The sequence below is a fragment of the Mycoplasma sp. 10961 genome (assembly GCF_055523525.1).
In genome coordinates, this window is the sequence record NZ_JBVFVD010000001.1 from 624,733 (window position 1) to 644,676 (window position 19,944).

Below are 19,944 nucleotides of genomic sequence, written 5' to 3' on the forward strand. Positions count from 1 at the left end.
TCCTTTCGTTTATTTTGTGACATAATCTTTTACAATTGCATTATTACCATTTTTTTCTCAGTAAAATGGATGTCATCTATTATTATTTTTAATTAAATAAATGAACAATGAAGCATCAGCGGGATTATCAAAATAGTTAAAGATTCCTTTGTTATTTTTGATAGCTTCCTCAAAAGCCTGTGCAATTTGTGGGTAAAGATTATATTCATAACTACTTGTATCTTTATTACGCAAGTAGTTTTCTCATACATCATTACTATAAGGCAAGGTATGACCAGAGCGTACTATTTCAGTAATGTAAGAATATTGGTAATTTTGACCAAAGAAGATATCTGCGGTAATCCGATCATATGAATCTTTTCCAGAAACAAATCCTACCATGATGTCATTTTTGAATTTAGGATTGTTTAAAACTTGTTCAGCAAAATTAGTTGCATGCATTGCAAATGAATATTCAAAAGGAGCCGCTGAAACATAGTTTGAGCCACTACCGACACCTTTTTCAGGTGTATCGATTCCAGAAAGGCGAATTTTATATGATTCACCTTCTTTAATAATAACACCGCCGCGGATATTCTTAGACTCAAGTGCTATAACTGAAAGTGTATCTCCATCTGACACTGATTCCACTTTAGCTCTAAATGATAAGCCTTTTGGAGTTTCAGATTCAAATGAAATACCAGTTGGTTTAAAATTACTTTCATCAGAGTTAATACTAAGTTGGTTTAAAAGCGGATTTAATTGAGCTTGCTCAGTTATTTTAACTTCTAAAACACCAAGTCCTAATAAAGCGCTAGATTCAATTTTAGGTTCATAATTAATTGCATAAGTAACACTAATATTTCCAATACTTTCAGCAGCATTTTGCTCATCACGAGTTTTACCTTTAACACCTAATTCGCCTAGTTCAATATTTTTAGAAGTTTGAGTTTTCGTTAAGGTAATTTCACGATTATTAATACTTAGTTTAACTTCTTGAGGAAAACCTGCAATATTTTGAATATTTGTAAAAATCTTATTACCCTGTTTTTGAGGCACTACAATTTTTGCTTTATATGTATCTGTTAAATAACTATTAATTGTTTTATTAATAGCATTTAAAACTTGATTAAACTCATTTTGAATTGTAGAATCAGATAAAGTACCAGATGTTCACAGTTCGTAAGTATTTTCATCACGGTTACGTTTAAAGCTTATTTTTTCAACGTTTAAAGATAGCTTTGAAGTATCGTTTGTTGATTCAATGACCGATTTGAGGGTAAAAGAACCTATTTGCTGCTCATTTTCTGTTTTTTGGACACTTGGGTTTTCTGTGTTGCCATTACCTGGATTTGGTTCATTATTTGGTGGCAAAGGCGCAGGGACTGGCTGAGGATCCTTAGCAGTACATGATAAAGGTATCATAGTTAATACTCCTAAAGTACCAAATGTACTCAAAAATGTTTTATATCTCTTTTTGTTCATAGTCTATAAAGGTAATAATAAATATAATTTGTTACCAAATTATATTTATAAGTTTTAATTAACCCTCAATTCCTTTTGTAACATCAGTAACGAAATCTTGGAATGTTTTCTTAGTTTGTGCTTTGTTTGAAATTGTTGATTGAGTTGTTTCTCAAGCTGTTGCAATATTCTTTCTAAAGGCATCAGATTGTGAACCAGCAGGTTCTTCAAAAATTACATAATCTGCTTCTTTAGAAGATTTAACAAATTCATTGTAAGCGATTTTTAGATATTGGTTAGTACCATAAATTTTTGATGCATTTGTTGCATTACTTTCTAAGTCTTTAACAGCAGAAATGTATCCAGCTGATTTTTGTAATTCAACTAAAGCAGTATTATTAGTTGTTCCGATTGTTTGAGCTGAAGTCATTAACCATTTAACAAATGCTCTGGTAGCTGCTTCATCTTCATCATTTGATTTAATACCAATTAAGCTTGGACCTTGTACATATAATACTTTCTTTGCATTATCTTCATTTCATTTTGAAGGAGTTGGTAATGAAACTAGTTCAGTTTCATTTAATAAATTAGTATCTGATAATGATTCAACAGTGTGTCCTTCAATAGATGGACTCGCTTTAAGTGTTAATTTTTTATCATTTAAAACATCTAAAAATGCATATACTACATATTCAGTGTTAGTACCATCTAGTTTGGTCATCATGTATTTTTTCACTTTATCAGTTTGCGAAGTTGCAAGTTCATTTAATTTATCAGTATAATCTTTTACTTTACCACTTTGGGTATCAGAAACTTTGAAGAATAAGTTTAAAGTTGTTTTAGCTTTTGAGTATAGATCCCTAATTATAGTATCATCATTAGCTGTTTTAGCTTTATAATCATAACGCTGAGCTTTTGAAGTATCTTGTAAAGTTGAAGGGTAAATTACGTTTTTGTAACTTGAAAAGTATGCAATACCATCAGGGTATTTAGTATTTTGATCATTAAATTCAAAAGCAGTATTTGACGATAATTCAGTTGTATAACCAGTCGCAGTATGTTTTAAATTAGTAATTGCGGTTCCTGCTTTTTTAAAATTATATGAATATCCAGCAGTTGAACCAATTGAGAAGGCAACTTGGTGCTTAGTTTGATCATTTGATGCATATTGTCCTGATGGATAAGCATAAATTGCACCTTTTTCCATCGCTTCACTAAATTTAGTAAAGATTTCTTGTGATTTAATGTATGAAGCACTATTGTTGTTTTTAATTGCATTAAACTCAACTTTAGTTCTTCCGCCACTGACTGAAACAGTTTGTAGCATATTAGCTTTTTCACCATCTAAAGCTGAGAATAATGCTTGTTCATAAACTCCAGTCATATCATCAACACCGAATACTTTGACACTAGCATCCACTCCTTTTGCTGAATTAACAAATAAACTTTGCGCAATAGTTGCAAATTCTAATAATTTAGTATATGATTCAAAGATGTTTTTTGATAATTTAAATCCTTCTTTTTTATAAGGTTGTAATACTGTATCTGCAGTTGAAACTTTTTCTCCTCATAAGGTTTTAACAGCTTCTTTATCACCTTCACCTTTTTTAATAATATCATCAAAGAATTTATCTGATTCATCACTTGTTTCAAATGTAACACCAGCTTCTTTCATAGTGCTTAAGAAATATCCTAAGACTGAAGCATTAATTGATAATACTTGAGTCGATTTTAGTAAAGGTAATACATATGTTGATTTTGAAGTAACATTTTCGATTTCAGAGTTAACATTTGAAAATCCTGAATCAAATTGAGATAAGTCAGTGTTTAAACCTTCATCTAATGAGTTAAAACTCAAGAGCATATCTCCGCTATTTCCTTCTTTTGCTGCTAATTTAGCTGCAACAGTAGAATAGTTTAAAATTAAGTTAAAGAAGTTGTCTCTATCACGTGATGAAAGTGATAAGTTAACTTTTTCAGCTCCCGCAGGGTATCCTGAACCAATGTTCTTTTGAACAACTTTTTTAGCTTTTGGTGAAATACCAAGTTTTTTGTACTCAGCATCTTTTTGATCTTGAGTTAAAGAAGCATTGTTTTTAACTTTTATCATTTCATCAACTAATTTATTGTATTCACTAATAATTGTATTAATTGATTTAAATTGTGCTCCAGTTTCAGAGAAAGTTGTTGCTAAGACAATTTCACTCTTTGTATTTTGTTGGAACAATCTATTTTTAGACGTAGATGCTTTTAATCTTTCAAAGTAACCAGGGTTGGCTTTGTTGATTTCTGCTTTAATATTATCTTCAACAGTATCTAAAGCTTCATCATTTGTACCTGATGTAATACTTTGTTTTAATGCTTCACGTTTATCTTCTGGTGCGAAGTTAACATAAACATTTAGCTCCTCTTTACGAGCTCTTATTTCTTCAGAATCGACAGCTGGTGTGCCTGAGCCTGGGCCAGCTTTTAAAGTATCAATTTTAACTTTTAATTTATCTAAAAGTGTTTTTTGATTTGTTAAAGATGTTTTAACATCTGCGGCTAAAGCGTTATATGCAGTTAAAGCTGCTGTTACTTTAGTTTCATCTGCTACTGTAACGCTTGTTTCAGTTTTACCTAAAACATCTGCATGATCTTGTTTAAATTTATCTGCAGGTGATGTTTCTGGTTTTGAGTTTGATCCACATGACACTAAGACTGCCATTGGGGTTAAAGAAATTAATCCTGTTCCTAAGGTAAGAACATATTTTCTAAATTTGCTTGACATAATAAAATCTCCAGTTTTATTGAAATTTAATTTATAAATAAGTTAAATAAGTGTTTAATATTTTAAAAAAAGGAATTAAATTTTAGTGATACTTAGTAACACAATCCTGAAATTCCTACATAAATTATACACTTTTTTATTAATTCCAAAAATTTTTATATAGAAAAGGACAAGATTTTCTTGTCCTTTTTAGCGAGCAATATTTAAGTCAAAAATTTCAAAAACTTTCAGTGACATCTTATTTAAAGTTGCTAATTCTTTTTTGAATTCTTCTTGTGATTCAAAATTTTCATAATCTGTTTCTGTTGATCACCTTTGAATAATTAAAATCTTATCACGAGATTCTAACCCATATTCAAAGGATAAATTCTTTTCAAGTTTACGAACTTTTTGTGTTAAGATGTATAAATAATCAACAAACATTTTGGTTTTTTCAGGATTAATTATATATCTAGTTGCTTTTGCGTAAATCATAATTACCTCTTAATTCTTTCAAATAATATATAATGGGGGGCTTGTTTAAACCTTATAAATTTATTAAAATCTTCAATTTTATTTAAACTTAATTCATCAGCCCCTAAAACTTGTTGCACTTGCATCATTTTCAACGGCATAACAACTTGCAATAATGTAGCGATTGTATAAATTCCATTTAACAAACGAACTAAAATTTGTTCTAAGTTTTCTAAATCATCTTTTAAGGTTCAAGGTTTTGTTAAATCGATATATTTATTTAATGCATTACCTAAGTTGATTGCCACTTTTAATGCCTTATCAACTTTGTAATCATTAAATAAATTAATATATTCATTTTTGGATTTTAAAATTTGAGTTTCAATTTCTAAATCATATTCGTTAGTTGTTTTTTGGTATTTTAAGGATTGACTGACAAATGATAAATCCTTCATTTTTAAGGTACGTGAAACTAAGTTACCAAAATTATTAATTAAATCCGCATTAATAATATCAACAAACCTATCTTCATCAAAATGCCCATCTTCCCCAAAATTAATCTGCGAAGCTAAAAAATACTTAATTGCTTCGGGGTGATATTTTGATAATAAATCATAAGGATCAATAATGTTGTTAAGTGATTTAGACATTTTATAACCATTTTTATCTAGTATTCAACCATGAGATTGAATTCTAGTTGGTTGCTTAATATTTAATGCTTTTAAGAAAATAGGTCAATAAATCATATGAAATCTTGTAATTTCCTTGCCAACTACATGAACAACTTCAGCAGCTTTTGAAGCTCAAAATTCTTGAAATTCTAATTTACTATTTTCAAAATCAAATCCAAGAGCACTAATATAATTACAAAGCGCATCTAATCAAACATATAAAGTATGCTCAGGATGCTCTAAGACAGAAATACCTCATTTTAAATTTGTTCGTGTTACTGACAAATCTTGCAACCCTACATCTATGAAATTAGATATTAATTCTTTTTTTGTTTTTAAAGGCATTAATCATTCTGAGTTTTGATTAATATATTCTTGGAGCCAAGGCAAGAACCTTTGCATATCGAAAAAATATGTTTCTTCTTCAACTCACTCTAATTCTTTTTGGCTAACAGGGTGGTAAAGTTTACCATCTTTTTTAATTGCTTGATCCTCAGTTAAAAATTCTTCATCACTAACAGAATATAAACCTTTATATTTACCTTTATATACATATTTTTTCTTCAAAAAATAACTAAATATTTTTTGAACAATTCGTTTATGTTCCGAATTGCTAGTTCTCCAAAAATATTGATAATCAATTTTAAAATCTTTTCACATTTGAATATATTTACCAGATAATTCATCGACTAAAGTTTGTGGATCAAGATTTAATTCTTTAGCTTTTTGTTGAATTTTTAAACCATGTTCATCGCTTCCGGTTAACATCTTTACATCATAGCCTTGCATTTTTTTATAATTTGCAATTGTTCAAGCTAAGGTAGTTGTATATAAATGTCCAATATGTAAATTGCCACTAGCATAATAAATCGGGGTGGTGATATAAAATTTCTTCATTATTTAAGCTCCTTTATTACTTTAATAGGTTTATATAATTCTTTTATTTGCGGCAAATAATCATGATTCAATTTATCACTTGAATCATGTAAGTATAAATTATGTAAAAAATGCGGTCCACTGCCCGTTTGATATCTTGCTTCAACTAAAACAAATTTTGGTTTATCTTGCACCCTTGTATAAACATATTGGATTCGTTTGGGTTCAAAATTATATTTGCGTAAAATTACAAATAAATCAATAGACCGTTCAACTGGTAAAACAATGTTTAAAAATCCTTTTTGTTCAATTATTTTCGAGCATCCTAAAACTAATCCTTCTAATGTCAAGGCAATATCATGGGTAGCAATTAAAATTTCATTAGGTACATCGTTTTTTATTTTTGTTTTAGAAATTTCATAAAATGGCGGATTACAAAAAATACTTTGATATTTTTTTAACGATTGTTTAGCATGCATTTTTCAAAAATCATTAAAATCTGTATTAATTATATTTATTTGATTTTCCATTTTATTAAATTTAATATTTTCATTAGCTAGGTCAGCAGCCCTAGTTTGTATTTCAAGAGCATCAATTTTAAGTTTTGGATTGCGAGCGGCTATAAATATTGATAAAGCCCCATTATTTGCACCAATTTCTAAAGTATGAGTTATTTTTTCATTTAAAAAAACAAAATTGCCTAATAAAATTGTGTCAACTGAATAGTTAAACATTTCTTTATCTTGGTAAATATATAAATTCGAATCAAAACCTAAGGAGTTTTTAACAATTTTGGGCATTATGATTTTCTCTTTGGTTTTTGATCATGTTTTTTAGTTTTTGAATCTTGTAATTTCTTTTCTTTAAGTTTTAAATATTGTGGATATAAATCTTCTAAAACACAATCAACTTTCCCTTGGACTAGATCAGTATTTGTAATTACCACATTAACATAATCTCCAAGAGTAAAGCTACGTTTTTTACCTACTAATTTAGTTAAGTTTTCATTAGCTTCATACTCATCATCAATTAAAGTTGATCTATGAACTAAACCACTAGCTTTAAAATCAAACTCGATGAAAAATCCAAATGGTAAAATACTTAAAATTTGTCCCTTATACACTTTACCGGTTTGATTTTTCAAATACTCAGCAAATTTAAGGTCATTAACGTATCTTTCAGTTTGCACAGCCTTTTGCTCAGCTTTGGTATTTAAATCACCATATACTAATAATTTTTCTTTAAAATGATCGATTAAATATGTTTGTTTATTAAAGACTAAATCACGAATGACACGGTGAATAACTAAATCTGGGTATCTTCGTATAGGACTAGTAAAATGACAATAGTTTTGTGATGCAAGTCCAAAATGTCCGACATTTTCATTTGAATAAATAGCCTTTTGCATTGTCCTTAAAAACATTAATTTAACAAAATCGTCATCTCTCACAGTTTTAATTGAATTCACAAAATTTGCAAAATTGAGTGGAGATATTGTATTTGAATCTAATTTAATATCTTTAATGCCTATTGCGCTCAGTGAATTTTTTAATGAAGTAATCTTTAATTCATCTGGTGCATCATGAATTCTGTATAAAGCTGGAAGTTTGTTATCAAATAAAAATGTTGCAATTGTTTCATTAGCTCTTACCATGAAATCTTCAATTAACACCTCTGATTCACCACGTTCACAAATTATAATTTCTTTAACCGAACCATTTTCATCAAGTTTAATCTTGGGCTCATTAATTTCAAAATCAACATATCCTTCATTGATTTTAAACTTATGAATAATTTGCGATAATGCTCTTGCTTTATCTAGCATTTTTGTTAAGGTTTTAACATCGTCCAACGATTGATCAAGACAGATATCACCTTCCTTAAAATATTTATCAACTTGTTTATAGGTTAATCTAAATTTACTTTCGATAATCCCTTCAAAAATTTCAAAATTGATATTTTTACCATTTTGATCAATTTCCATTTCGCACGCCATAACAAATCGTTTTTGATTTGGATTAAGCGAACAAATACCATTCGATAATTCGACTGGAAGCATTGGCACAACTTGATCAACTAAATAAATACTTGTACCGCGCTTTAATGCTTCATTGTCAATTTCAGTATTTTCTTTAACATAATATGAAACATCAGCAATATAAACACCTAAAAGATAATTACCATTTGGTAACTTATCAACATAAATTGCATCATCAAAATCCTTGGTATCATCGCCATCAATTGTAACAATCATTTTATTAGTTAAATCTCTGCGGTTTGTTCGATCTTCTTGGTCAATATTTTTTGGTATTAAAGAAATTTCTTGTTCAAGCGAAGAAGGAAAACTGCTTGGAATTTTTACTTCTTCTAAGTAATATTTAACATAAACCATTGGATCAGCTTCATTAGTAATAACCTTGATAATTTCAATAGAAATGCAACTGCCTTCTATTTTAGTTATCTTTGCTTTTACTAAATCATTTAATTTAATTTGAACAATGCATGTTTCAATTTTTCAAGTAAAAATACGGTATTTTGTATCTACTGGTACAAAATAAGTTAAGTCATTTTTAAGTTTAATAAATCCTTGAATTTCTTGAGTATTTCGAGAAATAACTTCCGTAATCACTCCATCACAAGGCATTTGATCATCAAACACGTTTTGATATATATTAACTCTTACAGTATCATTATGCATAGCTGTATTAAAGTTAAACTTTTTCACAAAGACACTTTTTTTTGTGTTATTTTCTAAATCAATATCATAGTCAACAAATCCAAACATTCCTTTTGCATTAACAGATAAAACACCTTCAACGCTTTCAAGAAACTTAACAGCGTAATATTCATCATTATTATTTTTAAAAATCTTGTTATCTTTTTGTAAAACCGATAAGAGTGAAGTTATTTCCCTGTTATTTGATGGTGGTATTCTAAAATACTTAGCAATTTCTAAAAATGTTCGTGATTTTGCAGATGAAATATATTTAACTATTTTTGCTTCGTTCATATACTATATAAAAATCCTCAAAAGTAATGATAAAATTAGTAATAAAAACCCAAAAGTCATCATTGAATATTTAAGAATTTTCTTAATCCCTCTTTCTTTTGATACTTTAAATAAATCTAAATCACCACTTCCAACTAAAGCTCCAGAAAATCCATTTGAATCTGGTGACATAATAAAAGAAATGATAATAATTAAAAAACTTATGATTATTAAGATAATTGTTAATGCTGCCATAAAACTCCATTTTTTAAGCTACTTTTTTAAAATATTCATGCTAATTTATAAATATATATAAATATTAATTATATATTACCATAATATTATATAATTAAGGCATGAAAAAAATTAAAAAATTATTAATTTCAACAGCATTGCTACCAACTTTATTTCCTTTAGTAGGTTGTACGAGCAATCCAGAACCAACAAAACCAAATAAGCCTATACAAAGTGGAGATGATGATAAAAAGGACCAAAAGCAACAATTGCAATTAAACTCTGATAAATTTGAGTATATCTCAGAAACAACTCAAAAAGAAGGTTTTATTAATTTATTAGAAATTATGTTGAATCAAACCAGGGATTATGCAAAAGAATTATTGGTTGAATTTACAGCCATTGAAGAAAATAAAAACTTCTTAGAAAATATTAAGACTCAAAACTCTCAATTATATGAACTTTGGTTAACTTTTATTCAAGATAAAAAGTTTACAGAATTTCTCAGTGGTTTACTTAAAAATGCAAGGCAAGTTTTAGATCAACTAAATATTGGCGAGATGATCGCAAACCTAAATGGCTATGCAGCCCGTTATACCAGTAATATATTAACAGGATTGATTTCGTCATTGAAAACTGAAGAAACTAAATTGCAAAGTATGAGGGAATTCTTTGATTTTTACCGCGAAACAATCTTTACACAATTAAACATTAATACATTGCTAGAAATCTATAATTCTTTAGAAAATAAAACTACTAGTTCAAAAATTACGCAATTTAAAGAAGATATCAAATTGTTAATTAATAATTACAAAAAAGATACACAAGAATTATTTAAAAATTGAGATTTTACCACTTATAAAGTTTTAAAACAAAGTATCTTTGAAAAAAGTAATAAATACTTTAAAAAATCTGATGAATTGCTAACCTTATTAAATAATGACTTACAAACCGAATATTTAGCAATAATTCAAAAAACTTCACCACATTTTAGCTTGCTAGTTAATAATATCTTTAATCGTCCTCATGGTTATGATTCGCCAAATAAATTTTTTGAAACAATTGACAATGAAAATATACGCGGTAGAGCAATTGCCAAAATTGAAAGCGAAAAAGGAAATCCACAAACCTGAGACGATATTGTTTATAACGATGCAGATAAACAAAAAATTAATGAAGCCTTTGAAAAATCTAAAAATTCTATTGCAACTCAATATGATAATGATTTAGTCGCTAAAGACTTTTTACAAATTACGTATTCTGATAATAGCGCAAACCATATTTTGCCATTAACCTTATACTCTCGTGATCAAACTTCAAATTCATTTCCATTAATTGATAATGAATTTGAAGAAGATAGAAAACAAACCAAAGTATCAAGCTTAATACCAGCAAATATTAACCACATTATTAAAATTGTGCTGCCAGTTTCGTTGAATATCAGTGAAAATAGTTTAAGCATTCTTAACAAACTTCAATTAAACTATATCCCAGATTGAATACCTAATTTAGATAACAAGAGAATTCCATTATTTTTATATAGATATAATAATTTAACTGTTTCAAATCTTACTCGTGAAGCAAATAAAATAAATATTGAGTTAGGTATTAACAGTAACAAAACTAATATTAATCAATATATTGATTATAATGCACGTATTGCAAATTTTGTACCTAAACACAGTTTTGTCACTCCATATATATCTAACCCAAACGGGCATTTGGGTAATGCTGAACCGCTTGAAGCTAACTTAAATTATGATTTATATATTGGTCTTAGTGATGAAATTTATAATGAATTATTTGCGCCAAGATATAAACAACTTGAAGAATTAGCTAAAACTAAACCAGAACTTGACTTAGTTGCAGAAAAACATAAATTATTCCAAGAAATCATCTTTGAAATTAAATAAGGCATTTGTAAAATGTCTTATTTTTATTAAAAAATACCCATAAGCAAAACCTTATGGGTTATAGAATGTATAAAATTAATATCCTTCTTTTGAGCTTAAACCTTCCATTATTGCAACAGCTCGTGATGTTCCAAAGCGTGTTGCACCAGCTTCATACATTTTGATTAAATCTTCTAGGTTACTTACTCCACCTGCCGCTTTAATTAATAGTTTATTTCCACAAGTTTCTTTCATAATTTTAATGTCATCTAAAGATGCACCTCTAAAACTAAATCCAGTAGATGTTTTTATAAATTCAGCACCTGATTTCATAACAATTTCAGTTGCTTTTTTAATCTCATTAGCAGAAAGTAAGGCTGTTTCAATAATAACTTTTAAAATGCGGTTACCGCACGCTTCTTTTACTTTCTTAATATCATTTAAAACATATTCATAATCACCTGATTTAAAGCGTCCGATATTCATTACCATGTCAATTTCACGGGCCCCATGATCAATAGCAAGTTTTGCTTCTTGAGCTTTAACTTGTGTAATCATTGACCCGAGCGGAAATCCAACCACGCTAGTAATACCAATGCTTGTTTTAGCTAGTTTATCATGTACATATCTCACTCATGAAGAATTTACACATACAGTTTTAAAATTATATTTAAGAGCTTCTGAAATAAGCTTATTAATATCTTTTTCAGTTGCCTCTGGTTTTAAAAGTGTATGATCGATTAATTTATTATAATCCATAATACCTCTTTTATTGTAATTTATCAAGAATTACTTTGTTATCTATTTTAGTCATATTAAATTTATAAGCATTTTCTAATTCAACTGCTAATTTTTCATCAATTGGGTTTGATGAAAATAAACTAAATAATGTTTCCCCAACCTTAACATACTCGTTGGTCTTCTTATTTAACGTAATCCCAGCTTCAAAATCTAAAGAATCTTCTTTAGTTTGGCGCCCTGCTCCTAATTTCATAGAAACAAGCCCAAAAGCTAAGCTATCAAAAATTTCGAGATAACCTTCTTGTTTTGCTTTAATCTCTAATTTATATTTAGGATTTCAAAAATCTGGGGCGAGTAATTTATCCAAATTTCCGCCTTGTAATTTAACAAATTCATAGAATTTTTTAAGTGCCATTCCATTTTGAATAACTTCTTGCACCATTTGCTTTGCGTGCTCAGAACTTGTTGCAAGTTTAGCTTGCAATAAAATAGTTGAACAAGAAGAATAAATAAGTTCATTAAAGTCTTCTGGTCCATTTCCTTGCAACGTTCAAATTGCTTCTAATACTTCGTTTTTATTACCAATTTCACGACCTAATGGGCGATTCATATTAGTAATTTCGGCTCGTACATCAACGTTTAATTCTTTTCCGATGTTAATCATAGTTTGTGCTAGTTCTTTTGCGCTTGCTTCATCTTTCATAAAAGCTCCATTACCACATTTAACATCTAATAAAATAGCATTAGATCCTGTGGCAAGCTTTTTAGACATAATAGATGACGCAATTAATGGAATTGAATCAACTGTAGCAGTCACATCACGAAGTGCATATAATTTTTTATCAGCAGGTACTAATTTAGCACTTTGTCCAATTACCGCAATTTTATGATCTTTCACTTGTTTGATAAAATCATTTTGGCTTACTTCTGTATTAAAACCTGGAATTGATTCTAATTTGTCGATCGTTCCGCCAGTTTGAGCTAGTCCTCTACCACTCATTTTGGCTACATATCCTCCGCATGCAGCGATAATTGGAGCAATCGCCAGTGTGGTTTTGTCTCCAATCCCACCAGTTGAGTGTTTATCAACTTTAATGCCAGGTATCTCGGATAAATCAATAATTTCACCTGAATTCATCATATATTTAGTCATTCAGGCAATTTCACGTGATGTCATCGAATTGAAGACAACAGCCATTAAAAATGCACTCATTTGGTAATCTGGTGTATTTCCTGCTACATATGAATTAATTAAAAATTCAATTTCAGTTTCGGATAATTCTTGGTTGCGTTTCTTTTTGTCAATAATATCAACTATACGCATAAGTTTATTTTGCTAAGTTTAAAGCAATCTCCACCATTTTAACAAAAGCAGTTTGACGCTCTTGTGAACTAGTTTCTTCTTTAGTAATTAAATTATCACTAATTGTTAATAAACATGCTGCTTCTTTACCAGCTTTTTCAGCATTTGTAAATAATGCATATGATTCCATTTCAACACAAACAGCTTGTGTTTCTTTAATTCTTTCTTCTAACGGTACTACAGAGTAAAACACATCAGAAGAGTGTACACGACCCTTAGTAAGTTTGTGACCTAAATCACTAGCTATTGATTCAATTTCTTTATTTAAAGCTTCCGCAGGGTATGCAATATTTCCATCCTTACCTAAAGCAAGTTTTCTAAATGAATCTGAATCAGCATAAGCTTCAGTTGCCAGTACAACTTCATACAGTCCTAATTCTTCAATATATGAACCAGCAGATCCAATTCTAATAATACGATCTACATCATAAAAATTAAATAATTCATATGAATAAATTCCAATTGATGGACATCCCATTCCGCTACCTGCAATGGTAATTTGCTTTCCTTTGTATGTTCCAGTATACATAAACATGTTACGTACTGAGTTAACAAGTTTATATCCAGGGTCTAAAAATGTTTCAGCAATATTTTTAGCTCTGAGTGGGTCCCCAGGCATAATTACTGTTTTAGCAATTTCTCCCTTTTTTGCACTTATATGTGGTGTCATAATTCCTCCAAAAATATTATTATTTATTAAATTTTAAAAATTGATTATTATGTGATAAAACATATAATCGTAATACTATTTTACCACAATTTCGTTATTCCAAAAACATGGCAAAAGCTTAGTGTAATTTATAAAAATATATTATAATAAGTTAATGCCAGAATATCCAGAAGTAACAATTGTACAAAGATCATTAAATGACCACGTCAAAGGAAAAACAATTCTTAAAACAGAAGTTAAAATTGAAAAAATAATTAAAAATACTGATCCAAATTCATTTATTAATTTTTGCAAAAATAAATTAATAAATGATATTGAAAACTTTGGCAAATACTTAGTTTTTAATTTTAGTGATAATTCAAGATTAATTTCACACTTAAGAATGGCCGGAAAATATTATATACGTGATATTAATGATCCGTACTTATATAATTATAAACATGATTGTATTTATTTCTTTTTAGATAATCAGAAAGTAATGGTTTATAATGACACACGTATGTTTGGTTCTTTTGAAATAATTGAATCAAACAACATAGATTCAATTTACCAAATTAAAAAATTAGCAAAATTACCTGGAGATGTAGATGCTAATGATTTATATCAAAAGATTAAGAACCGTAATATTAGTATTAAAAAAATTCTCTTAGATCAATCTTTAGTGCTCGGAATTGGTAATATTTATGCTGATGAAGCCTTGTTTGAATCACAAATTTATCCAATGACAAAAGCAAAAGATATTTCTTATCCAAAATTATGTGAAATATTAAAAAATGCGCAAGATATTATGGATAAAAGTATATTATATGGGGGAAGCAGTGTAAAAGATTATAGCTCAGTAAATGGTATTAATGGTAAATTTCAAAATGAATTGAAGGTTTATGGTAGAGCAGGTTTAGAATGTTTAAGATGTAAAGCACACTTAATTAAAAAAGTAAAACTTGATTTTAAGGAAAATGGAAGGGGGACAAGTTATTGTGAAAACTGTCAAAAATAAAAAATTATTCTTTGTTATCGATATGCTAAATGGTTTTGTACGTTTTGGTGATTTAAGTGATAAACGTATTGCTGCAATTGTGCCTGATATGGTCGATCTTTTATCTAGTAATAAAGAAAATGATGTCATGTTTGTTTGCGATGCACATAGTGAACATGATTTAGAAATGAAAACCTATCCTGAGCATTGTATTGCTGGTAGTAGCGAGGCTCAAATCATTGATGAATTACAAGAATTTATTTTAGATGATGAATCTAATGTACTTTACAAAAACACAACAAATGGTTTTTGAGAATTAGATAAAAATATTCTAAATAACTATGATGAATTTATCATAACAGGTGCATGCACCGATATTTGTGTGATGCAATTTGCATTAAATTTAAAAACATGACTAAATAAATCAAAACAAGATAAACAAGTTGTTATTTATCGAAATTGTGTTCAAACTTATGAATCGCTTGAACATGATGCTGATTTATTTCACAGTATGGCACTTAGCATCATGCAAAAAGCTGGTATTATTATCAAAGTATGACGCAAACAATAGATTTGCATGGACTAGAGTCTCAAGATGCTTTAATTGTTTTACAAAACCATATCTTTGACCTTGAAGAAGGAATAATTTCTGACTTAACTATAATAACAGGCAAAGGTAGTGGTATATTAAAAACAACCTTTGAAAACTTTGTGAAAAAACATAATCATAATAGTAATTTAAAACTTAAGTATCAGGCACTTAATGATGGATCATATTCATTATGAGTCCAATATACAAACGATATTTATAGTAATAATTCTTATGAATCGAATTGAAATATTTCACAAAATGAAGTAAATCAGTTATTTGATGATTTGAAAACAAAGAAACTAACATAAAACATTTAGCGTGAAAACGCTAAATGTTTTATATAAATTTAATCTTTTTGTAGTCTAGTATCCACTTTTTTAATTTTTGGTTGATAAATTCAAATTAGTATTGTTGAAACTAAGATTACAACAAAATATGCAATAAATGTATATGTAACTCAAATTGTAGCTAAGTAGGTTAATAAAATAATAAGCAACGAACTTAATATAATTCTAAAACTTAATGAAATACCATTTTGTTTATGAAAGGTTTTGGCATCAAATAATTCATAAGTTAAACTATAGTATTGACTTAAAAATAGCGAGAATAAGAATTGTTGTATTGAACTAAAGATTATAAATAAAATTAGATTTGTAAATTGATCTTTGATAAATATTAAACCTAGTAATCATACAAATCCAGCTAAAGATATGATTGATAAAACTCAAGATATTTTAATTGCCTTAATTTTCTTAAGCCAAAACTGAATAATAGATGATAGCAATGCACTAGCTGAAAAAATAATATTTATATAAAAACTTCAAATATCTATTGAAAAATCTGACATTAACTTAAAATATTGCGGCAAGCCACTCCCCCGTGGATATGTAAAAATACCAATTATGGTCGAGGCAGAAAGCACATAAATCCACTTTTTGTATGGCTTTGGTTCTATTATAGTCGTATGGTTAGCTTTATTTAGCTTTGTTGTTGTAAATACTGATTTCTCAGTGTTTGTCTGAAGTCATAAGTATAAGAATCCAGATAATAAATACGTAATACAGTTAAAAATAATCAAATAATAAAAACTAAGATTTTGATAAATAAAAAAAGATAAAATTGGTGAAGCCATAAAACCAACTGAAGTTGCAAATGATGATCCAATATTCATCTTTCACATTTGTTTTTCATTCCTTGCTATATAGTAAACTATATTTTTTATATAAATAAATCTAAAAGAATGTACAAAACCTAATATAGCAGATACTATAATTAATAAAATTGAAAATGTATAACTATCTTTGATTGCAAAAAACATGGCAATTAAAGATACTAAAAATAAAACGCTTATGACGTCGCAAATAAATAAAATAGATTTACCAGATAATCTTTTAAAAAAATAAACTATTTTAGAACTAAAAATATAAACAATAATTGTTGGCAGTTGAATAAGTAAATATAAAATTGATACTAGCCAAAAATCTCCAGTAATACGGTATATATATAATGACGAAGCAAATTTAAATGCTTCGGATCCAATTAAGGAAATTGCTAAAGAACCAGTATATTTATAAAGGTTATTTAGAAAACTCTTCATTTAAAATACCTATCGCAAATAGCATATAAAATATATTTTTATGGAAAATTTTAGATGAATATGAATGAATTTCATTAGCTGGTATAACAATTGTTATTGAATTTTCAAATTGAAACTCTGTTTGGTCTGTAGATCCAGCACCAAAATAATATTGAAAAGGTAGAGCATAATCATTAAAAATTTCGGAAATATGTTCTAACATTTTTGGATTAATACCCGTATAAAAATTAGCAACACGGATTAATAAATTTTCATTATCCCAATTTTGATATTTAGATACTTCTAAATTATAAATATAATCCTTTGAACCTATAATATCTTTAACTTCTTTTAGTTTTGAACTTTGTAACTGAACTTCCTCGCGTGTTGTTATTAGATAATTAAGATTTGCAATCCTTGTTTTTTCTATCATTCTTAATGCAAGGGTATTAATGCGATTGTCATGGTTTCTAGTGATAAAATAAGAATCATTAAACTCAGGTTTTTGACTTGAAATCACTTGTAAAATTTTATTATCATAATTCACATAATCAATTTCTAATTGTTTTCTTGCGATCTTTGATTGATATTCTTTTGAATATACTTCGCGAGTTATTGCAGTTCCGTTTACTCGTTTAATATATTCCCCATCAAGATTATATAAATCATAATCTCCTGAAATTCAATTGCATGTACCTAAGTTGTAAACATTATTCCCAACTAACAAACCTCCAGCTTCATCACTATGACTTATAAATAATTTTTTTTCTTTTTTGTTATTTTCTTTTAAATAAAACCCTTTGAAGTTGTTCTTTTGTATTTCAAAAACTTTACTTAAGAAATTTATTTCAGAGCCAGGCAATGAGGGAATATTATAATTATTTAATAAAAAGTTAGTAATAAACTCTTTATTTTGTAAGATTCTTTCACCAATTTTTACAATTAGTTGAATCTTTTGATCTTTAGCGAAAAATTCATAAAATTTTACAATAATGTCAACTATATCATTGTCTTTAGTTAACTTTTTATAAAAGTCTTTCTTACCATAATCAAAAATTAACATTTCTGTATAGTTATATTTGTAAAAAATAAAAAAACTATTTCAAAGACAATGCTTCAAAAAGTCTATTGTTTCACTATTAAATAATTCACTAGTATTTACCAAAATTTTTCAATTTGTTAATTGTTCAATTGTGCGGCGGATTTTTTTATCCCTATCATGTGGAAAATAATCACTCATTATATATGGTAGAGCAAGTAACTTCTGCGTAAATAACCATTTACCTTTTAAAAGTAAAATACCATCCCATTGTGAACTAGTTGTAAATTTTAGATTAAGTTGTTCTAGCAAAATTATTTCTATTGTTAAAGAATCTAAATTAAAAATAAATAAATTACCATCATTTTTTGCAACTTCTATTTTTTCGTAAGTTTGTATAAATTTTAAGAATGCAAGTTTTGTTTCATAACTAGTTGATCATAAAACAACATCCAAATCAGCGGGCATATTATCTTTTGCTTGCTGTTCTAATCAAAAAACAGCGCTACCTTTTAATATTATTTTAAGGTTAGAATTAGTTTCTTTGTTAAATTGGTTTATATGACTGTTTAGTTTATTTAATATTTTAATTATCATTATGGTAAGACCTCCAGATCCGTAAGTCTCGGAATTACTTGTACATCACGTATATCCTCTAATCCAGTTATAAATAAAATTAATCTTTCAATACCAATTCCAAAACCTGAAGTTTGTAAGGGTTCTTCTTTTTTCATTTGGAGATACCAGTTATATTCATTAGGTTTATTTTGGTGATCATTAATAGAGGCAATAGTTTCATCATAGTCAAAACATCTTTGGCCGAGTCCCACAGTTTCACCAATACCAATTAAAAGATCTGAGTTTAAAGAATATTCACCAAATCTTTTTTGGTAAAAAGGGGTGTTTATTCAAGCAAAATTATTTAATCACAAAATTTTGTCCGAAAATTTCTGTATTAAATATTTTTCACCATGACTATTTATATTAATAAATCCATTTTTATTGTCTATCCCTATGTTATGCTCATTTTCTAAAATGCTTGCCGCATCTGAAAAGTCAAGGTCATAAACTTCTTGTTTTATCCATTTTTTCAATCTGGAAACATTGCTTGCATTATAAGAATTAAGTAACCCGGGTTTTTTATTAACTAATCTTGTTATAAGCTTCTTTAAATAGTTAATAACTAATTCTTTTGCTTGATTTTTGTTTCCTATAATTTCAATTTCAAAATGGTAAAACTGATGTAGGTGTCTTTGATTAACATCTTCACCTCTAAAAGACGGAGAGATATAACCAACTCTTTCAATCCCCTTAGTTCTTAATAACAATTCTAAATAAAATTGCATACTATCTGCAAGATAAAAAGAGTAATTTGGTTTTGAAGATGAAAAAACTTTATATGGTAATGAATCACTGCCTAACCCCATAGGACTTGATATGCTTTGAGTATTCACTGGAAGGCTAACAATCTCAATATGATTGCGTTTCATTCATTCAAATGTAAATGCAATTATTTCAGAAGTAAGCTTAATTAGATTATATGTAGAATTAGATTTTATTAAGTCTAAAAAATTATCTTGATATTCTATAAATCTATTTCTTGTTTTATCCATAACAAGATTATTATACCAAATTTTTTATTTTCTATTTGTACAAAAA

Annotated in this window: 17 protein-coding genes; 4 read left to right on the top strand and 13 right to left on the bottom strand. The window is 28.0% G+C overall.

All coding sequences use genetic code 4. The features are described 5' to 3' along the window. Window positions 1-9: 9 nt before the first annotated feature. The 7 genes from AC0B4T_RS02670 to secG all read right to left on the bottom strand — a co-directional run bounded on the left by AC0B4T_RS02670 (window position 10) and on the right by secG (window position 9,457). A complete protein-coding gene (locus AC0B4T_RS02670) occupies window positions 10-1,464 on the bottom strand; it encodes a thermonuclease family protein (RefSeq protein WP_465103026.1) in 1,455 nt (484 codons plus the stop codon). A 58-nt stretch (window positions 1,465-1,522) separates the two neighbouring features. Beyond that, the gene (locus AC0B4T_RS02675; protein ID WP_465103027.1) at window positions 1,523-4,213 is read right to left on the bottom strand and encodes a P68 family surface lipoprotein; all 2,691 of its coding nucleotides are present in this window, start codon (window positions 4,211-4,213) and stop codon (window positions 1,523-1,525) included. Window positions 4,214-4,402: 189 nt separating this feature from the next. Then, a complete protein-coding gene (locus tag AC0B4T_RS02680; protein ID WP_465101433.1) occupies window positions 4,403-4,687 on the bottom strand; it encodes an antibiotic biosynthesis monooxygenase in 285 nt (94 codons plus the stop codon). Between the two features lie 2 nt (window positions 4,688-4,689). Beyond that, window positions 4,690-6,234, bottom strand: coding sequence for a methionine--tRNA ligase (gene metG / locus AC0B4T_RS02685; RefSeq protein ID WP_465103028.1), 1,545 nt, complete (start codon window positions 6,232-6,234; stop codon window positions 4,690-4,692). Next, a complete protein-coding gene (locus AC0B4T_RS02690; protein ID WP_465103029.1) occupies window positions 6,234-7,013 on the bottom strand; it encodes a tRNA1(Val) (adenine(37)-N6)-methyltransferase in 780 nt (259 codons plus the stop codon). The genes metG and AC0B4T_RS02690 overlap by 1 nt, the downstream gene beginning before the upstream one ends. Further along, window positions 7,013-9,223, bottom strand: a complete 2,211-nt coding sequence (gene rnr, locus AC0B4T_RS02695; RefSeq protein WP_465103030.1) for a ribonuclease R — start codon at window positions 9,221-9,223, stop codon at window positions 7,013-7,015. Before rnr ends, AC0B4T_RS02690 begins: the two co-directional genes overlap by 1 nt. A gap of 3 nt (window positions 9,224-9,226) precedes the next feature. After that, window positions 9,227-9,457, bottom strand: coding sequence for a preprotein translocase subunit SecG (gene secG / locus AC0B4T_RS02700; RefSeq protein ID WP_465101429.1), 231 nt, complete (start codon window positions 9,455-9,457; stop codon window positions 9,227-9,229). A gap of 101 nt (window positions 9,458-9,558) precedes the next feature. Here secG and AC0B4T_RS02705 point away from each other — a divergent pair, with 101 nt between their 5' ends. After that, entirely contained in the window at window positions 9,559-11,349 is a 1,791-nt protein-coding gene (locus tag AC0B4T_RS02705; protein ID WP_465103031.1) for a hypothetical protein, read from the top strand. A 75-nt stretch (window positions 11,350-11,424) separates the two neighbouring features. Here the strand turns inward: AC0B4T_RS02705 and deoC are convergent, their stop codons facing one another. Genes deoC through deoD form a run of 3 tightly spaced genes read right to left on the bottom strand, consistent with a single transcriptional unit; the run spans window position 11,425 to window position 14,102 of the window. Continuing rightward, window positions 11,425-12,087: a deoxyribose-phosphate aldolase gene (gene deoC / locus AC0B4T_RS02710; RefSeq protein ID WP_465103032.1), complete on the bottom strand. Its 663-nt coding sequence runs from the start codon at window positions 12,085-12,087 to the stop codon at window positions 11,425-11,427. A gap of 10 nt (window positions 12,088-12,097) precedes the next feature. Further along, window positions 12,098-13,393 carry a thymidine phosphorylase gene (locus AC0B4T_RS02715; RefSeq protein ID WP_465103033.1) on the bottom strand — a complete coding sequence of 432 codons (1,296 nt, stop codon included), beginning with the start codon at window positions 13,391-13,393 and terminating at the stop codon, window positions 12,098-12,100. A 4-nt stretch (window positions 13,394-13,397) separates the two neighbouring features. Further along, on the bottom strand, window positions 13,398-14,102 hold the full coding sequence (deoD, locus tag AC0B4T_RS02720) for a purine-nucleoside phosphorylase (protein ID WP_465101425.1): 705 nt from the start codon (window positions 14,100-14,102) through the stop codon (window positions 13,398-13,400). A 154-nt stretch (window positions 14,103-14,256) separates the two neighbouring features. On the opposite strand from deoD, the gene mutM reads away from it, so the two are divergent. Genes mutM through AC0B4T_RS02735 form a run of 3 tightly spaced genes read left to right on the top strand, consistent with a single transcriptional unit; the run spans window position 14,257 to window position 15,978 of the window. Then, complete coding sequence (gene mutM, locus AC0B4T_RS02725; protein WP_465103034.1) at window positions 14,257-15,099, top strand: bifunctional DNA-formamidopyrimidine glycosylase/DNA-(apurinic or apyrimidinic site) lyase; 843 nt, start codon at window positions 14,257-14,259, stop codon at window positions 15,097-15,099. Continuing rightward, entirely contained in the window at window positions 15,080-15,649 is a 570-nt protein-coding gene (locus AC0B4T_RS02730; RefSeq protein ID WP_465103035.1) for a cysteine hydrolase family protein, read from the top strand. The genes mutM and AC0B4T_RS02730 overlap by 20 nt, the downstream gene beginning before the upstream one ends. Further along, window positions 15,634-15,978 (top strand): Smr/MutS family protein, encoded by a 345-nt coding sequence (locus tag AC0B4T_RS02735; protein ID WP_465102253.1) that lies wholly within the window; start codon window positions 15,634-15,636, stop codon window positions 15,976-15,978. The genes AC0B4T_RS02730 and AC0B4T_RS02735 overlap by 16 nt, the downstream gene beginning before the upstream one ends. A 38-nt stretch (window positions 15,979-16,016) precedes the next feature. On the opposite strand, the gene AC0B4T_RS02740 is transcribed toward AC0B4T_RS02735, so the two are convergent. The 3 genes from AC0B4T_RS02740 to AC0B4T_RS02750 are packed head-to-tail and all read right to left on the bottom strand — an operon-like array spanning window position 16,017 to window position 19,898. Next, window positions 16,017-17,267, bottom strand: a complete 1,251-nt coding sequence (locus AC0B4T_RS02740) for an MFS transporter (protein ID WP_465103036.1) — start codon at window positions 17,265-17,267, stop codon at window positions 16,017-16,019. Beyond that, a complete protein-coding gene (locus tag AC0B4T_RS02745; protein WP_465103037.1) occupies window positions 17,248-18,882 on the bottom strand; it encodes a zinc-binding metallopeptidase family protein in 1,635 nt (544 codons plus the stop codon). The genes AC0B4T_RS02740 and AC0B4T_RS02745 overlap by 20 nt, the downstream gene beginning before the upstream one ends. Further along, window positions 18,882-19,898: an asparagine synthetase A gene (locus AC0B4T_RS02750; RefSeq protein ID WP_465103038.1), complete on the bottom strand. Its 1,017-nt coding sequence runs from the start codon at window positions 19,896-19,898 to the stop codon at window positions 18,882-18,884. The genes AC0B4T_RS02745 and AC0B4T_RS02750 overlap by 1 nt, the downstream gene beginning before the upstream one ends. Between the last annotated feature and the right edge of the window lie 46 nt (window positions 19,899-19,944).